General features: G+C 36.9%; 15 protein-coding genes and 1 pseudogene. 9 read left to right on the forward strand and 7 right to left on the reverse strand.

All coding sequences use genetic code 11. The annotated features are described in order from the left end of the window. Positions 1–14 precede the first annotated feature (14 nt). On the reverse strand, positions 15–1,157 hold the full coding sequence (locus H3Z82_RS07450) for a PAS domain-containing protein (RefSeq protein ID WP_235982400.1): 1,143 nt from the start codon (positions 1,155–1,157) through the stop codon (positions 15–17). A gap of 578 nt (positions 1,158–1,735) precedes the next feature. After that, positions 1,736–2,647 carry a site-specific tyrosine recombinase/integron integrase gene (gene xerA, locus H3Z82_RS07455; RefSeq protein ID WP_182204322.1) on the reverse strand — a complete coding sequence of 304 codons (912 nt, stop codon included), beginning with the start codon at positions 2,645–2,647 and terminating at the stop codon, positions 1,736–1,738. Positions 2,648–3,206: 559 nt separating this feature from the next. Between xerA and H3Z82_RS07460 the strand changes: the two genes are divergently transcribed. From H3Z82_RS07460 to H3Z82_RS07480, 5 genes are all read left to right on the forward strand, one after another. After that, positions 3,207–3,776, forward strand: coding sequence for a porin family protein (locus tag H3Z82_RS07460; RefSeq protein WP_182204324.1), 570 nt, complete (start codon positions 3,207–3,209; stop codon positions 3,774–3,776). 182 nt (positions 3,777–3,958) lie between these two features. Continuing rightward, the gene (locus H3Z82_RS07465) at positions 3,959–4,567 is read left to right on the forward strand and encodes a porin family protein (protein ID WP_182204326.1); all 609 of its coding nucleotides are present in this window, start codon (positions 3,959–3,961) and stop codon (positions 4,565–4,567) included. 173 nt (positions 4,568–4,740) lie between these two features. Beyond that, positions 4,741–5,253, forward strand: coding sequence for an outer membrane beta-barrel protein (locus tag H3Z82_RS07470; RefSeq protein ID WP_182204328.1), 513 nt, complete (start codon positions 4,741–4,743; stop codon positions 5,251–5,253). Between the two features lie 79 nt (positions 5,254–5,332). Beyond that, positions 5,333–5,761, forward strand: coding sequence for a type II 3-dehydroquinate dehydratase (aroQ, locus tag H3Z82_RS07475; RefSeq protein WP_182204330.1), 429 nt, complete (start codon positions 5,333–5,335; stop codon positions 5,759–5,761). Then, a complete protein-coding gene (locus tag H3Z82_RS07480) occupies positions 5,758–6,246 on the forward strand; it encodes a PorT family protein (RefSeq protein ID WP_182204332.1) in 489 nt (162 codons plus the stop codon). Before aroQ ends, H3Z82_RS07480 begins: the two co-directional genes overlap by 4 nt. A 497-nt stretch (positions 6,247–6,743) precedes the next feature. Here H3Z82_RS07480 and lpdA read toward each other — a convergent pair whose 3' ends face one another. Continuing rightward, positions 6,744–8,120, reverse strand: coding sequence for a dihydrolipoyl dehydrogenase (gene lpdA, locus H3Z82_RS07485; RefSeq protein WP_182204334.1), 1,377 nt, complete (start codon positions 8,118–8,120; stop codon positions 6,744–6,746). A 356-nt stretch (positions 8,121–8,476) separates the two neighbouring features. Continuing rightward, positions 8,477–8,968 carry a peptide-methionine (R)-S-oxide reductase MsrB gene (gene msrB / locus H3Z82_RS07490; RefSeq protein ID WP_182204337.1) on the reverse strand — a complete coding sequence of 164 codons (492 nt, stop codon included), beginning with the start codon at positions 8,966–8,968 and terminating at the stop codon, positions 8,477–8,479. 173 nt (positions 8,969–9,141) lie between these two features. On the opposite strand from msrB, the pseudogene glgB reads away from it, so the two are divergent. From glgB to H3Z82_RS07510, 4 genes and pseudogenes are all read left to right on the forward strand, one after another. Further along, positions 9,142–11,043 (forward strand): annotated as a pseudogene (glgB, locus tag H3Z82_RS07495) (1,4-alpha-glucan branching protein GlgB); the annotation flags it as partial. Positions 11,044–11,475: 432 nt separating this feature from the next. Then, positions 11,476–13,881: a glycoside hydrolase family 31 protein gene (locus H3Z82_RS07500; protein WP_182204341.1), complete on the forward strand. Its 2,406-nt coding sequence runs from the start codon at positions 11,476–11,478 to the stop codon at positions 13,879–13,881. 106 nt (positions 13,882–13,987) lie between these two features. Continuing rightward, on the forward strand, positions 13,988–14,806 hold the full coding sequence (locus H3Z82_RS07505; RefSeq protein ID WP_182204344.1) for a M48 family metallopeptidase: 819 nt from the start codon (positions 13,988–13,990) through the stop codon (positions 14,804–14,806). Between the two features lie 288 nt (positions 14,807–15,094). After that, positions 15,095–16,471, forward strand: a complete 1,377-nt coding sequence (locus H3Z82_RS07510; protein ID WP_182204347.1) for an MFS transporter — start codon at positions 15,095–15,097, stop codon at positions 16,469–16,471. Positions 16,472–16,595: 124 nt separating this feature from the next. Here the strand turns inward: H3Z82_RS07510 and H3Z82_RS07515 are convergent, their stop codons facing one another. From H3Z82_RS07515 to H3Z82_RS07525, 3 genes are read right to left on the reverse strand one after another with little or no spacing between them, the layout of a single operon-like run. Continuing rightward, complete coding sequence (locus H3Z82_RS07515) at positions 16,596–17,315, reverse strand: head GIN domain-containing protein (RefSeq protein WP_182204349.1); 720 nt, start codon at positions 17,313–17,315, stop codon at positions 16,596–16,598. Positions 17,316–17,357: 42 nt separating this feature from the next. Further along, positions 17,358–18,440, reverse strand: a complete 1,083-nt coding sequence (locus tag H3Z82_RS07520) for a hypothetical protein (protein ID WP_182204351.1) — start codon at positions 18,438–18,440, stop codon at positions 17,358–17,360. A gap of 10 nt (positions 18,441–18,450) precedes the next feature. Further along, entirely contained in the window at positions 18,451–19,008 is a 558-nt protein-coding gene (locus H3Z82_RS07525; protein ID WP_182204353.1) for a hypothetical protein, read from the reverse strand. Between the last annotated feature and the right edge of the window lie 7 nt (positions 19,009–19,015).

Consider the following 19,015-nt stretch of genomic DNA (forward strand, 5'->3'; position numbering starts at 1 on the left):
GCTTAGCTACCTTGCTAAGCTCTTCTGTTTTTAGCATGAATCGTAAAAGTCGTGCCTACGTCTACTTCGCTATCTACTGTTATTTTACCTCCAAAACTTTCTATTTGATTCTTTATTAAATAGAGACCCACACCTTCAGAATCATTATTTTGATGAAAGGTTTTATACAATCCAAAAATTTGATTTCCGAATTTATTTAAATCAATGCCTCGCCCATTATCTGAAATAATGAGCTTAAACTCATGAATATCGTAACTACAGTCTATTGAAATTACGGGGTCTCTATCCGGATGCTTATATTTTATCGCATTTGACAGAAGGTTTTGAATAATACTTTCAAAATAGGAGCTGTTATAATACAGAAATAATTTTGGATTGATGTTGTTGTGTATTGTTGCGTTGTTTTCTTTTATGACAAAGTCAAGAAGAGCTAAGGTGTTGTTGATTTCCTTTGCAATGTATATTTTTTTCACTTCTTGGCTTTTGTTGTTTTGCACGTGTACCACTTGGTTCAAATTAACGATTGTTTTTGTTAAACCATAGGACAAAGTCCTTAAGTGCTGCATGATCTCTGCCTTTTCTTTATAGGAGTCCGTCTCGTCATAAAAATCAAGCAAACTTTCAAAATTTGCGGTGTGTTGCTTGAGATTATGGGTTACAATGTGTGCAAAGTTCTTAAGCCTATTATTGTGTTCAGTGGCAACACTCAAGGCATCATTTACAGCCTCCTCGTGTTGTTTTTGTGCGGTTATGTCAGTGTGGGTGCCAATGATTTTTTTAGGCATTTGGTCAGGATCCCACTCGACTATCTTGCCTCTATCACGTATCCATTTGTAAGAACCGTCTTCACACCTCACCCGATGTTCATTCTCATACATGGGTTTTAGACCTTTGAGATGATCTTGAAAGTCTTTTAAGTAATCTTTCTTATCATCGGGATGGACTCTATCATTCCACGCATTGACATTTTTTCCAAAATCCGGATCTGACACACCTAAGATTTTTTTTGAACCTTCAGAAAAGTAAACTTGTTCCAAAACAGCATCATATTCCCACATACCAATACCTGAATACTCTAAAGCAATCTGCCATTTGAGGTCGTCAACCATGGTTGAATTTAAATTGAGTTTTGGTATTCCTGATCTCAGTGGTGTCATATCTTTAGATTTAGTTTAAAACGTGCCATAGTGTTAACCAACTATTGGACAGGGGAACTAGTTGACGATTTAAATGCTATTTTTAAAACTGTAATCAGGGGAAATCATTCTAAATTTAAGGATTTTTTTATGAATTTTAAAAAAAAGTTATCCATACATACGTTTTTTCTTGTTGTGTCCGAGCACATTAAGTTTAAAACCAATTAAAGCGTGTTGTTTTAGATGAGCGATGTCAGCGGATATTCTCTTTTGGTAATTGATCAAAACTTACGAGGCCTATTTAATACGAACTTGTGGGAAAGCTTGTTGCTAACAAAAAAAAGTTGTTTTTCAGATTGAAACAAAATTTGAATTGTAGTGAACTAGAGATAAAATTACATCTTTTATAGAGTTTTTAATAGTGAAAATCAGTAAAAGGATAGACACTATCAGTTTGGGATCAGTCGAAAACCTATTAAATGCAATTATAGGGTTTTGATTAGATTGCCTGACTTATGCTATCTAAGGGACGCAAGAATCATAAATTTACTGCTGACTTCAATAGAATTATATAAACGCCAGATCGGAAATAAAGTAGCTTAGCCTCTTGGATGAAATTTATTGAGCACATCTTTTAAATGCGACCTATCTATGTGCATATAGATTTCTGTAGTAGTGATACTTTCGTGTCCAAGCATCATTTGAATAGCACGTAAATCGGCACCATTTTCCAATAGATGAGTTGCAAAAGAATGTCTAAAAGTATGGGGGGAAATTGTTTTATTAAGATTTATTTTTTCGGCCAGTCGCTTAATCGTTGTAAAAATCATAGCCCTTGTCAACTGTTTTCCTTGGTGATTTAAAAAGAGCGTGTCTTTAAATTCCTTTTGAATATTTATTTTTGAGCGCACATGGTCCTTATAGATCGTAATATAGTTTTGCGTAGAAGTGCCAATTGGAACAAAACGTTGCTTATCGCCTTTACCGGTTACTTTAATAAATCCCTCATCAAAGAAAAGATCTGAGATTTTAAGACCAGTCAGTTCACTTACTCGCAAGCCACAACTATAAAGTGTCTCTAAAATGGTACGGTCTCGTTCACCAATTCTTACACTGTTGTACTCTCTAGTAAGATCAATAGCTCCAATAAGATTATTAATATCATCTAAACTAAGTGTGTCAGGCAATTTACGACCAATTTTGGGCGATTCTATATGGTCTAAAGGATTGATTTTCAAATAATCTTCAAACACTAAATAACTAAAAAAACTGCGCAAACCTGAAATAATTCTAGCCTGAGACCTCGCATTAACATTTTTGGAAATCTCATATATAAATTGTTGTATGGTACTATAATCAATTTCAATGGGTGAAATATTTAGGTCATGACGCTCTAAAAAGCCAATAAGTTTCTTAATGTCATAGGCGTAATTGGTAATGGAATTTTGAGACATACCACGTTCAATTTTTAAATACAACTGATAGTCATTTAAGGCATCATACCACTTCATCACTAATTCTTAATAGAGTTTAACAAAACAGCAATACATTTAGATTGCACCATACAATATTACCATTTTCATATAGAAACAGGACAAATCAAAGGATGAAATTGATCAGTGTCCACAATTTCTGTTCAACAATAACTTTGGACCGGTGATGTTTTTTTACCATTTCAAACTTATAATTTGAGGCCCTTAAAGACTTCTTTGATAAAAACCTGTTTGAAGACATTTTGAATATAGCCTGTAGGTTGGATAACAAGTCAAATTGGGTAGCACGGTAATAATACGATGGACCACTTCAAAATGACCAAGATTTGGAAGTAGATTAAAAGCGATAATTTTCAACTTTTCAGGACGACTAGTTTCAGAAAACATCACTTATCAACAAATTATAAATATATTAAAGTGCTTTACTTGCCAAATTGTTAATAAAACCAAGTGTAATATGTTGAAATTGAGTGTTTTCTGATTATTGTTGATAACAGTTGTTTGCAACTTAAGATTTATTTTTTTATCCGATTAAAAATCTTTAGGTTATGTATTCAAATCTAAAAATATTAAAATAATGAAAAAACTTATGTTAATGACTGCTTTGGCAGTCTTTGGATTGTTTAATGCTAATGCACAAGAGTTTACTTTTGGTGCTAAAGCCGGGGTTAACTTTGCCAATTTCGGTGGAGATGATGCCGATGATCTTGATGGCAGGACGGCTTTTCACGTGGGCGGTGTAGCCAATTTTGGAATTTCTGAACTGTTTTCTGTTCAACCAGAACTCTTGTACTCAGCTCAGGGAGTAGAGCAGACTTTTGAAGGTGTTACAGGTAAAGTACAAGTAGATTACCTCAATTTGCCAGTTTTGGCCAAATTTATGGTTGCTGACGGTTTAAGTATTGAAGCGGGACCACAAGTTGGTTTCCTGTTATCTGCCAAGGCCAAAGGTGGTGAAGAGACGCGAGATATAACAGATGAACTTAAAGGAACCGATTTTAGTGGTGTTATCGGCTTAGGTTATCAGATGGAATCTGGATTGAATTTCGGAGCGCGCTATAATTTAGGGTTCAGCAATATTGCAGAAATTAACGAGGTTGACTTAAAAAATAATGTTATCCAAGTTTCAGTTGGGTTTATGTTTTAAAAATCAACAGCTTACATTATAATTAGAAAAAACCGGAGCTTAGTCTTCGGTTTTTTTGTGCTCTAAAGTCAGAAATATAAAGAAAAGTTAAAAACATTCAATTCCCGTTAAACCCTGTTAATCTTTAAAAATGTAAGGGGATGCCTACCTACCTTTGTGAATCAATTTAAAAACAAAAAGACATGAAAAATTTATTTTTAGTTACGATGATTGGCCTTTTTAGTGCCACATCCATTTATGCACAGTCCGATAATAATACCATTCAATTTGGTGTCAAGGGAGGGGTTAATCTCGCGACGATTACCGGAGATGATGTTGGTGATCTCGATTCAAGAACCAGTTTTCATTTGGGATTATTCACGGAAATTCCGTTAAGCGAACGTTTTTCGTTCCAACCAGAAGTATTGTATTCAAGTCAAGGCTTTGCTATAAATAATCAAGCAGACTATAAATTGGACTATATCCAAGTGCCATTAATGGCTAAAGTTTATATCGTTAAAGGTTTGTATGCAGAAGCAGGACCACAGTTTGGTTTTAAGGCGAAAGAGAAAGTGGACTACGAATCAGGTGCTACCGGAGGAGAAATAGAGTTTGATCCTGACGATTCTGTAGTGAAAAATTTTGATACTAATCTTGCTTTAGGAGCTGGTTACAAATTCGACAATGGAGTGTCACTTTCTGCAAGATATAATCTTGGTTTGTCCAATATGATTAAGGACGATGCACCTTTTATATCAGATAGAGATGTTAAAAACGCTGTTTGGCAATTTGGAGTTGGTTTCTCATTCTAGGAACAACTCAAACACTGTCAACAATATAGAAACCGAAGTGTAAAACTTCGGTTTTTTTATACCTAAATATTAGCTAAATACATAAGGAAATAGCAAGATTTTTATTTTTTTCATTTGTAAAATCCACCTATCATTGTAGTCTCAAATTTATTAAAAACTTAAAATTTTAAAAAATGAAAAAACTTATGTTTATGGCTGCGTTTGCAGTTTTTGGATTGGCTAATGTCAATGCGCAATCCCAATTTGGAGTTATGGCAGGGTATACCAATATTTCGGAAAAAGCTTCTTACGATGGCGTATCCGCATCACAAGCAGAATCTGGGTTCTTTGTTGGGGTGGTCGGAGATTTTACGGTTTCTGAAAAGTTCCATATCCAACCTGAAGTACTTTATGCAAATGCCTCTGAAGCAAATTTTTTGTACATTCCAGTATTGGCTAAATACATGGTGTCTGAAGAATTTGGAGTTTTAGCAGGTCCTCAAGCTAATTTAATTTTAGAAGACATGCCAAATGGTGTAAATTCATTGGGTGTAGACCTCACATTTGGTGGAAATTATAAAATTACACAAAACTTCTTTGTAGAAGCAAGATATGGATTTGAATTGACTAACAGGGTCAGTGATGGTTCTCTTGGTGTAAAAGGTAGATTCAATACATTGCATGTAGGATTGGGGTATCTGTTTTAATCACAAAATAAATTTTTGAACGAAAACCGAAGCTTAGTCTTCGGTTTTTTTATGTCCTTATTTTTAATACTTTTATCCTATGAAAAAATTGATCATCATCAATGGCCCAAATTTAAACTTATTGGGCACAAGAGAGCCAGATGTATATGGCAGTCTGACTTTAGTGGATTTCTTAGAAACCATTAAAAACAAATACACCAATATTGAAATCGACCATTTCCAATCGAATATAGAAGGAGAGCTGATTTCAAAAATACAGGAGGTAGGATTTGACTTTGATGGTATTATCTTGAATGCAGCCGCTTATACACATACCTCGGTAGGTATTGGAGATGCTGTAAGGGCCATTGCTACACCGGTAGTTGAAGTTCATATTTCAAACACTTTTGCCCGTGAAGATTTTAGGCACCAATCGTTTATTGCGCCACATACCAAAGGTGTAATTGTCGGGTTCGGATTGCAGAGCTACGAACTGGCCATTCAGAGTTTTATAAATGATGGACTATGAGTTTTAAACAGCGTATTTTAAGTCTGATTTTTATTGGTTACGCCTTAGTTGTCAATGCGCAAGATCTTGAAAATAGATTTGGTGTTAAAGGCGGCTTGAACAAAACGTTTTTTACTGTAGACCAAAAGGATTTAGGCCTTTATTCTACATCTGAAACGGGATATTATGGTGGTATCTTCGCGGAATTTCCAATTGATCATTTTTTGACCATTCAACCTGAGGTGCTCTATATTTCAGTTGGCGATTTCAATTTCCTGAATGTTCCTCTATATGCGAAATATGAAGTGGCCGATAAATTGCACTTAATGGCCGGGCCCAGCGTGAATTATTTTTTCGATTTTTTTACAAATAAGATGAAAATTGGTGCCGATATTAGTTCAAGCTATGATATTACACAATCGTTGGATGCCCATGTCAAATTTGCTTTAGGGATAGACGAATTAGCTCCAAATGGACTTTTTTTTGGAATCGGACTTAAGCTCTGATGAATGAACTAAACAACAACTTCTACTAATAACATCAAAAACAATTCCCAATTCAGCCTGCTTTTCTATAAGGATTAAGGTCCTATGTATGGATTAATTGTCAATACATCGAATGCTAAAAACTGATGGCCAATAAGAGCATCAACATCAAAACGATAGGCGTTTTCTTTTAGGCCTAATCTGTTGCCTTTATTCGGTTCTGTGTAGATACCTAAAACTATAGGTATAACTGGAAAGGCTTTAGGAGCTATTTCAAAAATAAAATAACAACCTTGTACTGATGGGCCATAAATAGTGATGCCCGATTCTGATCTGTAGCCTACACCAGGACCTCATGTTTAACACAGACATCGTGACTTTACTAACACCTCAATCTCTCTATATATATTTATAATTGGCACAAAAAAAACGATTCCCTGTAATGGAATCGTTTTTTTAAATGCTTATTCTGATTTGTGTACTTCACTCTTCAATCTTCCGAGCTTCGTGCTTCCAAATTATAAGTGAATCACTTCACCATAGGCCGCAGCAACAGCTTCCATAACTGCTTCACTCATCGTAGGATGTGGATGCACAGCTTTTAATACCTCATGACCGGTGGTCTCCAATTTTCGTCCTAAAACAGCTTCAGCAATCATATCGGTTACACCAGCGCCAATCATATGGCAGCCCAACCATTCGCCATATTTGGCGTCAAAAATCACTTTTACAAAACCTTCTGTAGCTCCAGAAGCACTTGCTTTACCTGAGGCCGAGAATGGGAATTTACCAACTTTAATATCGTAACCTTTCTCTTTGGCTTGTTTTTCGGTTAGTCCAACACTCGAGATTTCAGGAGTTGCATATGTACACCCAGGAATGTTGCCGTAATCTAAAGGCTCTACATTCTGACCTGCAATTTTTTCGACACATAAAATGCCCTCTGCAGAAGCAACATGCGCCAAAGCTTGGCCTTCAACCACATCGCCAATAGCATAATATCCTGGAATATTGGTTTGGTAGTAATTGTTGACCAAAATCTTATCTCTGCCAACAGCAATACCTACATCTTCCAAGCCTATGTTTTCAATATTGGATTTGATTCCAACGGCAGAAAGAAGAATATCTGCTTCAAGCGCTTCTTCACCTTTTGCGGTTTTAACAGTGGCCACAACACCCTTTCCAGACGTGTCCACTTTGGTCACTTCAGAAGATGTCATAATTTTAATACCACTTTTCTTGAATGATTTCTCCAGTTGTTTTGAAACTTCTTCATCTTCAACAGGAACAACATTTGGTAAAAATTCAACAATAGTTACGTCTGTTCCCATTGCATTGTAGAAATAGGCAAACTCTACGCCAATAGCCCCTGAACCTACTACAATCATTTTTTTAGGTTGTTCTTTTAAGACCATAGCTTCTCTGTAACCAATTACTTTTTTGCCATCTTGCTTTAAGCTTGGCAATTCTCTTGATCGGGCTCCAGTAGCAATGATGATATGGTCGGCACTATATTCCTTTCCGTCAACATCAACTTTCTTTCCCGGTTTAAGTTTCCCAAAACCTTCAATGACATCAATTTTATTTTTCTTTAGCAAAAACTGAACACCTTTGCTCATGCCGCCTGCAACATCACGACTGCGTTTTACAACAGCAGTAAAGTCCTTATCGGCATCCTTTACAGAAAGACCATATTTATCGGCATGCTTTAAATATTCGAAAACTTCAGCCGATTTTAACAAGGCCTTAGTCGGGATACAACCCCAATTTAAACAAACGCCACCGAGACTTTCTTTTTCAACTATTGCAGTTTTGAAACCTAATTGTGATGCTCTAATAGCAGTTACGTAGCCACCAGGACCACTTCCAAGAACAATGATATCGTATTTACTCATGAGATTATTTTAATCGTGATTAGAAGCTACGAAGTTACAAAAAGTAAATTTCAAATTGCAAATTACCAATTCCAAATATGGTAATAGTTATTAAGAATTGTTTGTAAAGGGTGCATGTTACTGTATCCGTAAGTTCAATGGATCATTGTTAAATCGCCAAAGCGAGTAATAAATTCAAATTTCTATCCTATAAAACAACCCTGCTTTTGGAAATTACATACCACTTAAATTTTACTGAAAATTATTACATTTTATCAGTAAAACGTCGTCTGCTTTTGTATTTATAATCTTCCAATCAGCAACTGCTAAAGGTTATTGGCAACTCGCGAGAATATAGAATATATCAAACTGGACCTTTACTTTTTGGCTGGAACAAACTCCAAGGCAACGCCGTTGATGCAATGGCGTTTTCCTGTCGTTCTTTTGGGGCCATCATCAAAAACATGGCCTAAATGTCCGCCACAATTGGCGCAATGCTCTTCGTTACGCATAAAACCTAATTTTTTATCGGTTGAAAAAGCGACATTGCCTTCAATAACCCGATCAAAACTTGGCCATCCAGTTCCCGAATCAAATTTGTGCTCACTTTTATATAATGGGGTTTTGCACGCCGCACAAACATAGGTGCCAACCTCATGATTATCATTTAGCGGACTGGAGAATGCCCGTTCAGTGCCCGCTTGTCTGAGAACATAATATTGTTCAGCGGTAAGTTGCGCCTTCCATTCGGCATCAGTTTTTGTAACTTTAAAGTCGTTGGTTGTCGAAGAAGCATTGGCTTTCTTTTGAGCAGAGCTGTTGCAACTAAAAACAAGGCTTAATATAAGTATTAATGGTAATGTTTTCATAAGGATCTATTTGTGGGTTTAAAATTAAGTCGAAAGGTAATCGGTTTCCTTTCTCGATGCTGCGTTAAGATAATCATAAGGATTTAAATACGGATTTCTTGTTACTTTGTCTACGTAATTTTAGTATTTTAGGTTTTTAATTTGAAATAGTATAACCTTTTGAAGCTTTAAATATGGCAAATGTAACGCCTTGTAGTCGTTTTACCGATTTTGATATCAACTTGTTCTTAGCTGGAAAGCATTACAGGCTTTATGAAAAATTTGGCTCACACATCATGGAAGTTGATGGTGTTAAAGGCACTTATTTTGCAGTTTGGGCACCGAGTGCTAAAAAAGTTTCTGTTGTTGGCGATTTCAATAATTGGAATGAAAATTCACATGTACTTAATGTAAGATGGGATAAAAGTGGCGTTTGGGAAGGTTTTATCCCTAAAGTAGGTCAGGGGAATCTTTATAAATATAAAATCACCAGCCATCATAACAATATAAAAACGGAAAAAGCCGATCCTTATGCGCGTCGTGCAGAACATCCGCCACAAACGGCATCCATTATATGGGAAGACGACTATAAATGGAAAGATGACGATTGGATGTCCAAACGTAAAAAAAATAATGCCTTAGAAGCGCCATTTTCTGTTTACGAAGTGCACTTGAGTTCGTGGAAACGCCATGAGACTGAAGATCGATTTATGTCTTATGTAGAGTTGGCCAATGATCTTGTGGCTTACGTTAAAAAAATGAAATTTACCCATGTAGAGCTGATGCCTATAATGGAATTTCCTTATGACCCGAGTTGGGGCTATCAAATAACAGGTTATTTTGCGCCAACGTCGCGTTTTGGTTATCCTGAGGAATTTAAATTTTTGGTAGATACACTTCACAAAAATAATATTGGTGTGCTATTGGATTGGGTACCATCACATTTTCCTGAAGATGCACACGGCCTCGGATACTTTGACGGTTCTTGTTTGTACGAACACCCAGATAGACGGAAAGGCTATCACCACGATTGGAAAAGTTTGATCTTTAACTACGGACGCAACGAAGTCAAATCGTTTTTGATCAGTAATGCACTTTTTTGGCTGGATCAATATCATGCGGACGGGCTGCGTGTAGATGCCGTAGCGTCCATGTTATATTTGGATTATTCAAGAAATGACGGTGAGTGGGAACCAAACATGTACGGTGGAAGAGAAAATTTAGAAGCAGTGGCGTTTATTAAAGAAATGAACGAGGCCGTCTATTCCAATTACCCGGATGTGCAGAACATTGCCGAAGAATCTACCGCATTCCCAATGGTATCCCGACCTACATTTTCTGGTGGACTCGGGTTTGGTATGAAATGGATGATGGGTTGGATGCATGATTCGCTCGAGTATTTTGGTAAACCTCCTATCTATCGTCAATACCATCAAAATGATTTGACCTTTTCAATGACCTATGCGTTTTCTGAAAATTTTATGTTGCCTTTAAGCCACGATGAAGTTGTTTACGGCAAACGCTCTATTTTAGGACGTATGCCTGGTGATGAATGGCAGCGTTTTGCCAACTTGAGATTGTTGTACAGCTATATGTTCACCCATCCCGGTGGGAAATTGCTTTTTATGGGTTGTGAATTTGGACAAGCCAACGAATGGAATTTCAGATCAAGTTTGGAGTGGCACTTGTTGGATTCAAAATTTCATCAAGGAATTCAAAACCTGATTATCGATTTAAATAGTTTGTACCAATCGGAACCAGCCATGTATGAAAAGCAATTTTCTGATGAAGGCTTTGAATGGATTGCTTATGACGACCATAAAAACTCGGTTTTGATTTATATACGGAAAGGTAATGACTCTAAAAATGATGTTATCGTAGCCTGTAATATGACACCAACACCCATGGTCAGATACGGCATTGGAGTGCCTAAAAAAGGTAAGCTCCAAGAGGTTTTTAATAGCGATGATTTAAGTTATAATGGCACAGGCGATTTTAAGAATAAAGTCATTACGACTAAAAAATCTGAAATGCACAATCGGGATCATTCGGCAGAAATCATCATTCCGCCGTTGGGAATGGTTGCCTTTAAATATCTCAAACCAACAAAGACTACCAAAAAGTCATCAGATAAATCGATAGTAAAAGAAAAGAAAACACCAGTTAGAAAAGGTGCTAAAAAAGTAGCCAAGGTAAAACCTAGGCCGAAAGATTTGGTAAAAAAAATCGATACAAAAAGCTCTGATACGGTGAAAAGTAACGTAAAAAAGACGAATAAGCTGGAAAAAGAAATCAAAACCAAATCTTCTAAGGCACCAGCTAAAACATCGGTCAAAAAGAAAGCGACCAAAACCACTTCAAAAAGGTCAGGACCCACCTTAAATCCCAATAAAGCAGACAAAAAGAAATAATTGTCAGGTAAATTTATTAAATAACCAACTCGCAATCGTTATAGTTAACAAGTACTATTAACTTAAATTTTATATTCGAAAATTTATGTGTTTTTTTGTGAGTTTTAATACCATATTATGATTATAAATACTGATTTAGAACAAAAGGGAAATTTATTCCCATCAAAAATAATAGACTATAGGAAAGACGTTGATACGCTTTACTTTACTACAGATAATGATGTGGTTCTTGAAATGACGATAGTAAGAGACAGCGTTCTTCGTTTTAGATATACCACAACGGGTACTTTTGAAAATGACTTTTCTTATGCCATTACTAAACATGCCAGTAAAGGTTATAATTTATTACAGATTGAAGAAGAGGCAGAATCTTATAAGGTTACCACTTCAAAACTGGTTTGTCATGTCAAGAAAGAGAATTTACAAGTCTTGATTTTTGACGCCAAAGATCATAAGCTTATCAATGAAGACGAATTGGGTTTCCATTGGGAAGAGAGTTATGAGTATGGTGGAAATATTGTCAAAATGAGTAAAGTGTCTCACGATGGCGAGAGTTATTACGGATTGGGAGACAAACCTGTTGAGCTTAATTTAAAAGGCAAACGTTTTGAAAACTGGGTAACGGATAGTTATGCCTTCGGAAAAGGTACGGATCCTATTTATAAAGCCATTCCGTTTTTCACTGGATTGAAGGATAAAAAAGCCTACGGAATTTTCTTTGACAATACCTTTAAAACTTATTTTGATTTTTCTCAAGAACGACGAAATGTTACGAGTTTTTGGGCCCAAGGAGGTGAAATGAACTATTACTTTATCTACGGTCCTCAAATGGAAGATGTAGTAGCCAATTATACCGACCTAACCGGAAAGCCGCACCAATTGCCACCCTTATGGGCTTTGGGTTTCCATCAGTGTAAATGGAGTTATTACCCAGAATCGACGGTAAAAGAAGTGGCTTCAAAATTTAGGGAATTGAATATTCCGTGTGACGCCATTTATTTGGATATCGATTATATGGATGGGTTTAGATGTTTTACATGGGATAAAAATCATTTTCCAGACCCTAAACGGATGGTCAAGGAATTGGCGGATGATGGCTTCAAAACGGTAGTCATTATTGACCCGGGAATTAAAGTGGATAAAGAATACTCTGTATTTAAGGAGGCATTAGAAAATGATTACTTCTGTAAACGTGCTGATGGGCCGTATATGAAAGGAAAAGTTTGGCCAGGAGAATGTTATTTCCCAGATTTCACTAACGAAAAAGTACGCGAATGGTGGTCAGATTTATTTAGGGATTTGGTTGAAAATATTGGTGTAAGAGGCGTATGGAATGATATGAACGAACCTGCGGTTATGGAGGTTCCAAATAAAACGTTCCCAAATGATGTCAGACACGAATATGATGGCAACCGATGTAGCCATAGAAAAGCACATAATGTCTACGGCATGCAAATGGCAAGAGCAACCTACCACGGCGTGAAGAAATTTGCCTATCCAAAACGACCATTTGTGATTACGCGCGCGGCATACTCAGGAACACAACGCTATTGTTCAACTTGGACTGGCGACAACGTAGCTACATGGGAGCATTTATGGATTGCCAATATCCAGGCCCAACGTATGGCCATGTCTGGATTCTCCTTTGCCGGTAGTGATATTGGCGGATTTGCTGAACAGCCAAGTGGTGAGTTATTCACCAGATGGATTCAACTCGGAATTTTCCATCCGTTTTTCAGAGTCCATTCTTCAGGAGATCATGGAAATCAAGAACCGTGGGCCTTTGATGAGGATGTTACCGATATTGTCCGTAAATGGATTGAATTACGTTATGAGTTATTGCCATATCTATACACATCTTTTTGGAAACATGTAGAGGAAGGTAGTCCAATGCTAAAGTCGTTAGTATTATTTGATCAAGATGATGAGCACACACATTACAGGTCTGATGAGTTTATCTTTGGCGAACATATTTTGGTATGCCCAATTTTAGAGCCGAATGCTCGTGGTAGACGCATGTTTATTCCACGAGGGGACTGGTTTAACTTTTGGACTGATCAAATTGTTTCAGGTGGAAAGGAAATGTGGGTAGATGCTGATATTGAAACCATTCCAGTTTTCGTAAAGGCTGGCGCAATAATTCCGAAATATCCTGTGCAGCAATATGTTGGTGAACTTGAAATTGATGAAGTGACGCTTGATGTTTATTTCAAAAACGGAAAAGAATCCTCAACATTATTTGACGACGCCCATGATGGCTATGATTATAAAAAGGGACGCTATAGCTTGAGAACTTTTAAGTTAACAGGAAAATCTGATGAGCTTATTATACAACAGCATAAAGAAGGAAAGTACGATGCAGGCTATGAGAGGTTTAATATAAAACTACATGGACTTCCTTTTACGATTACTAAAGTACAGATTGATAATGAAGAGATACCGCTGAGTGAGCTTAAATTAAATGGAAGTAACTCAATGACAATCGATAAAGGTTTCTCCGAATTGCATATTTTCGGGAAGTAGAACCTTTAATGTTTTCACTTAGACAAAAACTATTTCTTTTTGAGTTAATCAATAAGGGAATGGTTTTTGTATTTTTATAGCAAATAACTCATAACATATCGTAAAGATGAAATATAAGAATTCGATAGTAGCTATAGGTGCATTGACACTTTTTTTATCTTGTGCTACAAATCCATTTACTGGAAATAAGACCTTAGCTCTTGTACCCAACTCACAACTCTTTCCTACTGCTTTTGCTCAGTATGATGAGTTTTTGACGGAGAATAAGGTGATCAGAAATACCAAAGACGCTGATATGGTAAAACGTGTTGGTCAGAAAATAGCCGTAGCCGCTGAGCGATGGTTAGATGCCAATGGGTATCAAGGTTATTTAAAAGATTACCAATGGGAGTATACCTTAGTTGACGATAAAACAGTGAACGCATGGTGTATGCCTGGAGGTAAGATTGTGGTTTACTCAGGTATTTTACCGGTTGCTGGTGATGAAGCTGGATTAGCCGCGATTATGGGACATGAGGTTGCCCACGCACTTGCCAATCATGGGCAGCAACGTATGAGCGCTGGGATGTTGCAACAATTGGGCGCGGTGGCCGGTAATGTTGTCATCAAAGATCAGGAGACCTTAAACCTTTTTAATCAAGCTTACGGTGTAGGATCGCAAGTGGGGGTAATGCTTCCCTTTAGCCGAAGCCACGAATCGCAGGCAGATGAAATTGGTCTTTATTTAATGGCCATTGCAGGTTATGAACCGATGGAAGCCGCGAATTTATGGCGACGCATGAGTGCTCAAAGTGGAGGAGGAGCACCGCCTGAATTTTTAAGCACACACCCTGCCAATGAGACGCGTATTAAAAACATAGAAGCTCATGCAGATAAAGCCAGATCAGAAGCTCGAAAGTTTGGGGTCACCACATTTAAAACCTAATCCGGTCTTGTTTTAAAATAAATATCTAATTTTAAAAGCTGTTCATACCAATAATTGGAGCGAACAGCTTTTTTTGTGAAACTCCTGTCTCCGGGCAGGCAGGCAAAACTCAAAAGCAAAGCGCATTGGGTTTGCTGGTTGCCTTAGTAGCTATCATGATTATGACTGCAGTTTGCTTCGGAATTAAAATTCATTTTCTTAAGCTTCAGAATACCTGGTATTTTTCTTTTATAATTGCAGAAAGAACAATTTAAAAACAACAATAAACAAACACCTAATTAACCACAAATGGAGCAATATCAAAAAGGAAGCAAGAAACTACTGAATGCATGGGCATTTTATGATTGGGCCAATTCAGTATATACGCTGACCATTGCGTCATCCATTTTTCCAATATTTTATTCAGCACTTTTTATTTCAGAGGTCAAAAAAGTAAGCGCCTTTGGATTTGAATTTAAAAGTACCGCGCTTATCACATTTGTTACTGCATTCACCTTCTTGATTGTTGCAGTGATATCTCCTATTTTATCTGGTATTGCAGACTATGTTGGCAACAAGAAAAGTTTTATGAAGTTTTTCTGTTATGTGGGCGGACTGGGTTGCATCGGATTATACTGGTTCAGCTTAGACCGAATTCATTTAAGTTTGCTGTTTTATTTTATGGGTTTGATAGGCTATTGGGGGAGTTTGGTGTTTTACAATTCTTATCTTCCTGATATCGCTTTTCCCGAACAACAAGATAAAATCAGCGCCAAAGGATTTTCATTGGGATATGTTGGAAGTGTACTGTTGCTGATCATTAATTTGGCCATGGTAATGAAACCTGAGTTTTTCGGATTTGACATTTCCATAGCTCCCGATATTTTGGCAACAGGAACAGCAACAGACATTGAAGGCGCTAGAGAATCAGCCAAAAACGCGGCATCTATTGAAGCCATGCGAGTTGCTTTTATTACGGTAGGTTTATGGTGGATTCTGTTTAGTCAATACACATTCTATATTTTACCAAAAGGTGTATCAAATGGACATAAAGTCACCAAATCGATAGTGTTTAATGGTTTTAAAGAACTAAGAAACGTATGGAGAGCTTTGACCAATAATTTAAGATTGAAACGTTATCTCGGCGCTTTTTTTGTATTCAGTATGGCGGTACAGACCATTATGTTGGTAGCTGTTTATTTTGGTGAAGAAGAAATTGCTTGGGATGATAGCGATGGAAAAACAATGGGACTGATCATCAGTATTTTAATTATCCAATTGGTAGCTGTAGTCGGTGCGATTTTAACCTCGCGAGCATCCGCTAAGTTCGGAAATATCAACACCTTAATTGCGGTTAATTTTATTTGGATGGCCTTATGTTTTTACGCCTATTTTATGGTCACGCCTTTGGATTTTTATATTGCGGCAGGCTTTGTAGGCTTTGTTATGGGAGGGATACAATCTCTGGCCCGATCAACTTATTCCAAATTTTTACCGGAAACTAAGGATACCACTTCATATTTTAGCTTCTATGATGTGGCTGAAAAAATAGGAATCGTTATCGGAATGGTTATTTTTGCCTCCATTGATCAAATAACCGGAAGTATGCGCAATGCGATTTTATTCCTTTTTATATTCTTTCTGATTGGAATAGTATTGCTTTTCAGAGTGCCAAGACGGGAATAACGTTTGCTCTAAAATTTATAAGATTGATTTTAAGGTTGGTGTCAAAAAGTGACTCCCGATGGCGCAATTCTGATGCCGGTTAAGCGTTACTAACACAGGGATAACTATTGGGGCAAATCACATGTTAGTTCCAATTATTAATACTCCCTGAGCCCGCGACTTTCGAATCTTCAGTTTTTGGATTGCCTGTATATTGAATATCACCAGAATCCGATACCCGTGCCTTTAAATGCCCAGTGCATGCTACTTTAGCATCTCCTGAACCGGTTACTGAAACATCGACGTCATAGGCGCTTAGATTTGAACCCTTATAATCTCCTGAGCCAGTAACACTTGCCTTTAAGCTGTTTGTTTTCCCTTTCAAGGTCAAATCGCCCGAACCGGTAACACTAGCATCTATAGTTGTTGCTTCGATTTCTAAGGTCACGTCGCCGGAACCTGTTATTGAAGTTTGAAAGTTTGATGCTAAAATTATATTTTCATTCCAAACATCGCCAGAACCACTTAATGACACTGCGTTAATAGCCTCAAACGGAACAGTTACTTTGATGGTTTTGCTCCTTGAGGTCTGTAAATTAACCTTATTTTTAGTTCTGATACTTAAGATGCCATTTTTTACTTCAGTAACTATATATTGCAATAGATTTTCCTCGCCTTCAATTTGAATTGTGCCTTCCGCACCCGAAATTAGGACATAGTCAAAAGGCCCCGCAAACTTTACGACGTCATAATCGGATGTTGTTCGGGTAACGGTCATAATCTTCCCATTACCTTTAATTTTCTTTTGGGCCTGAATTGTGGTTGCAATGAGAACTGCTGTGAGTAATAGAATTAACTTTTTCATGAAGTTTGGTATTCTTGTTTCTGAATAACGCAGAAAACATAATTAATTTTTCTTGAAGGTGACACTCCCGTAGTCAGAAGTTATTTTAATATGATTATTGGCATTGGCATCACCATGATAGCCTTGGTAATATTTATCGTTGGAATCCACTTTCTTTTTGATAAACTGAAAATCGTCCGCCCCTCTAAGCGAAGCATAATCCAGTTTAATATCAAACTTAAATTGATAGTTGGAGTCGTATCCAATGGTGACTCCTGTATAATCTGAATCAATGGTAACATGGCCCGCATTGGCCGTCATTTTATCAATCTTTATGGATCCATAGTCGGCAACTATTTGAATGTTCTTGTAAATTTCGCCAAATCGTGCGGTCAAATAATCGCCGTTACCCTTCACATTATTAGCCTTTTCAACAGTTACTGAACCATAATCGCAGGTATAATTGACGTTTTCAGCAATTTCAACTACCGATTTGGTGTAATCGGCATTGATATCGAGGTTTTTAGTTTTTGCCACCGTAAACGAGCTATAATCTGCATTTATTTTTCCACTTTTGATGTATTCAAAATAGCTGTTATTGGTGTAGTCAAAGGTTATGGAATTATTATCGGCCATTAATTCCTTAGTCGTTATTTTTCCGTAGTCGCAGTTTATTTTTGCGTGGCCATCCAATCGATCTAAATTAATACTGCCATAATCATTATTTAAATCAACACTGTTGCTCATAGGTAATTTTACCAAATAATTGATTTCCATAGTAACAGTGTTGTTTCTTCCCCAGCTCCACCAGCTGCTCGATTTATTCTTGTCAAATATGGTTTTTGCAGAGACCATGGTTGAGGAAGCCTGAAAATCAACATTTATATTATCTAATTTTTCCTGAACTTTGTCCAAATTATTGCCATTGGTCTTGATGTTGACTTCAATGCTAACTGTTTTTCCTGAATGGGTTATAATATTGATATTTCCATAGCTGTTGCTGATTTTTAGCAGGGCATCGCTATTTACAACATATTCTTTCTTTATGGTTTTTTCTTTGGTGTGCTTGCCCTTCCATCCATTTCCATAAAAAGTCAAATGAGACAGGAAAAGGAAGATTACGAAAAAATGTGATTTAGTTTTCATAGCTGCTGAATTATATAGTCATTTTATTTTGTTCTGATTTCTTAAGTTCCCTGAGATTCTCGATAGATGTTAAAACGTTCTCCAAAATGTCAATTCGGCTTTGAAAATTACTGATCATGGCATAAATTACGCGTTGATCATTGCCACTCTCCTTAAGGTCAACTTTTAATCGCTCATAATTCTTTTCTAACAATTCCAGCTGTTTTAGGGCGTCTGAAATCAGGATTTCATTGTCCGGATTTCGTTGTGCTTTTATTTTGTTCAATTCAGCCGTGATGGCCGTGGTGAAAAAGTGCTGGGTTTGAGACAGTTCTGCTGATACGCTCGCCAAATCGTTAACATCTGTTCTATTTTGTAAAAAGATAAACAGTCCAAAACATATCAGTAGTGATGCGGCAATCGAAAGGAGTAAGGTGTTAGATTTTCGTTTAGGCGCATGAACAATTGGATTTGTATTTATTGAGTTTAACTTGTTGAAAAATCGTTTTTGATGCCCTAATTCTGGAGTTTCTAGGTCGAAATCGCCATCTAAATTCCGGAATAATTCTTCTAATTTATCTGTTTTCATAGTTTTA

This window comes from Gelidibacter maritimus, from assembly GCF_014062315.1.
GTDB classification, from domain to species: Bacteria; Bacteroidota; Bacteroidia; order Flavobacteriales; family Flavobacteriaceae; genus Gelidibacter; species Gelidibacter maritimus.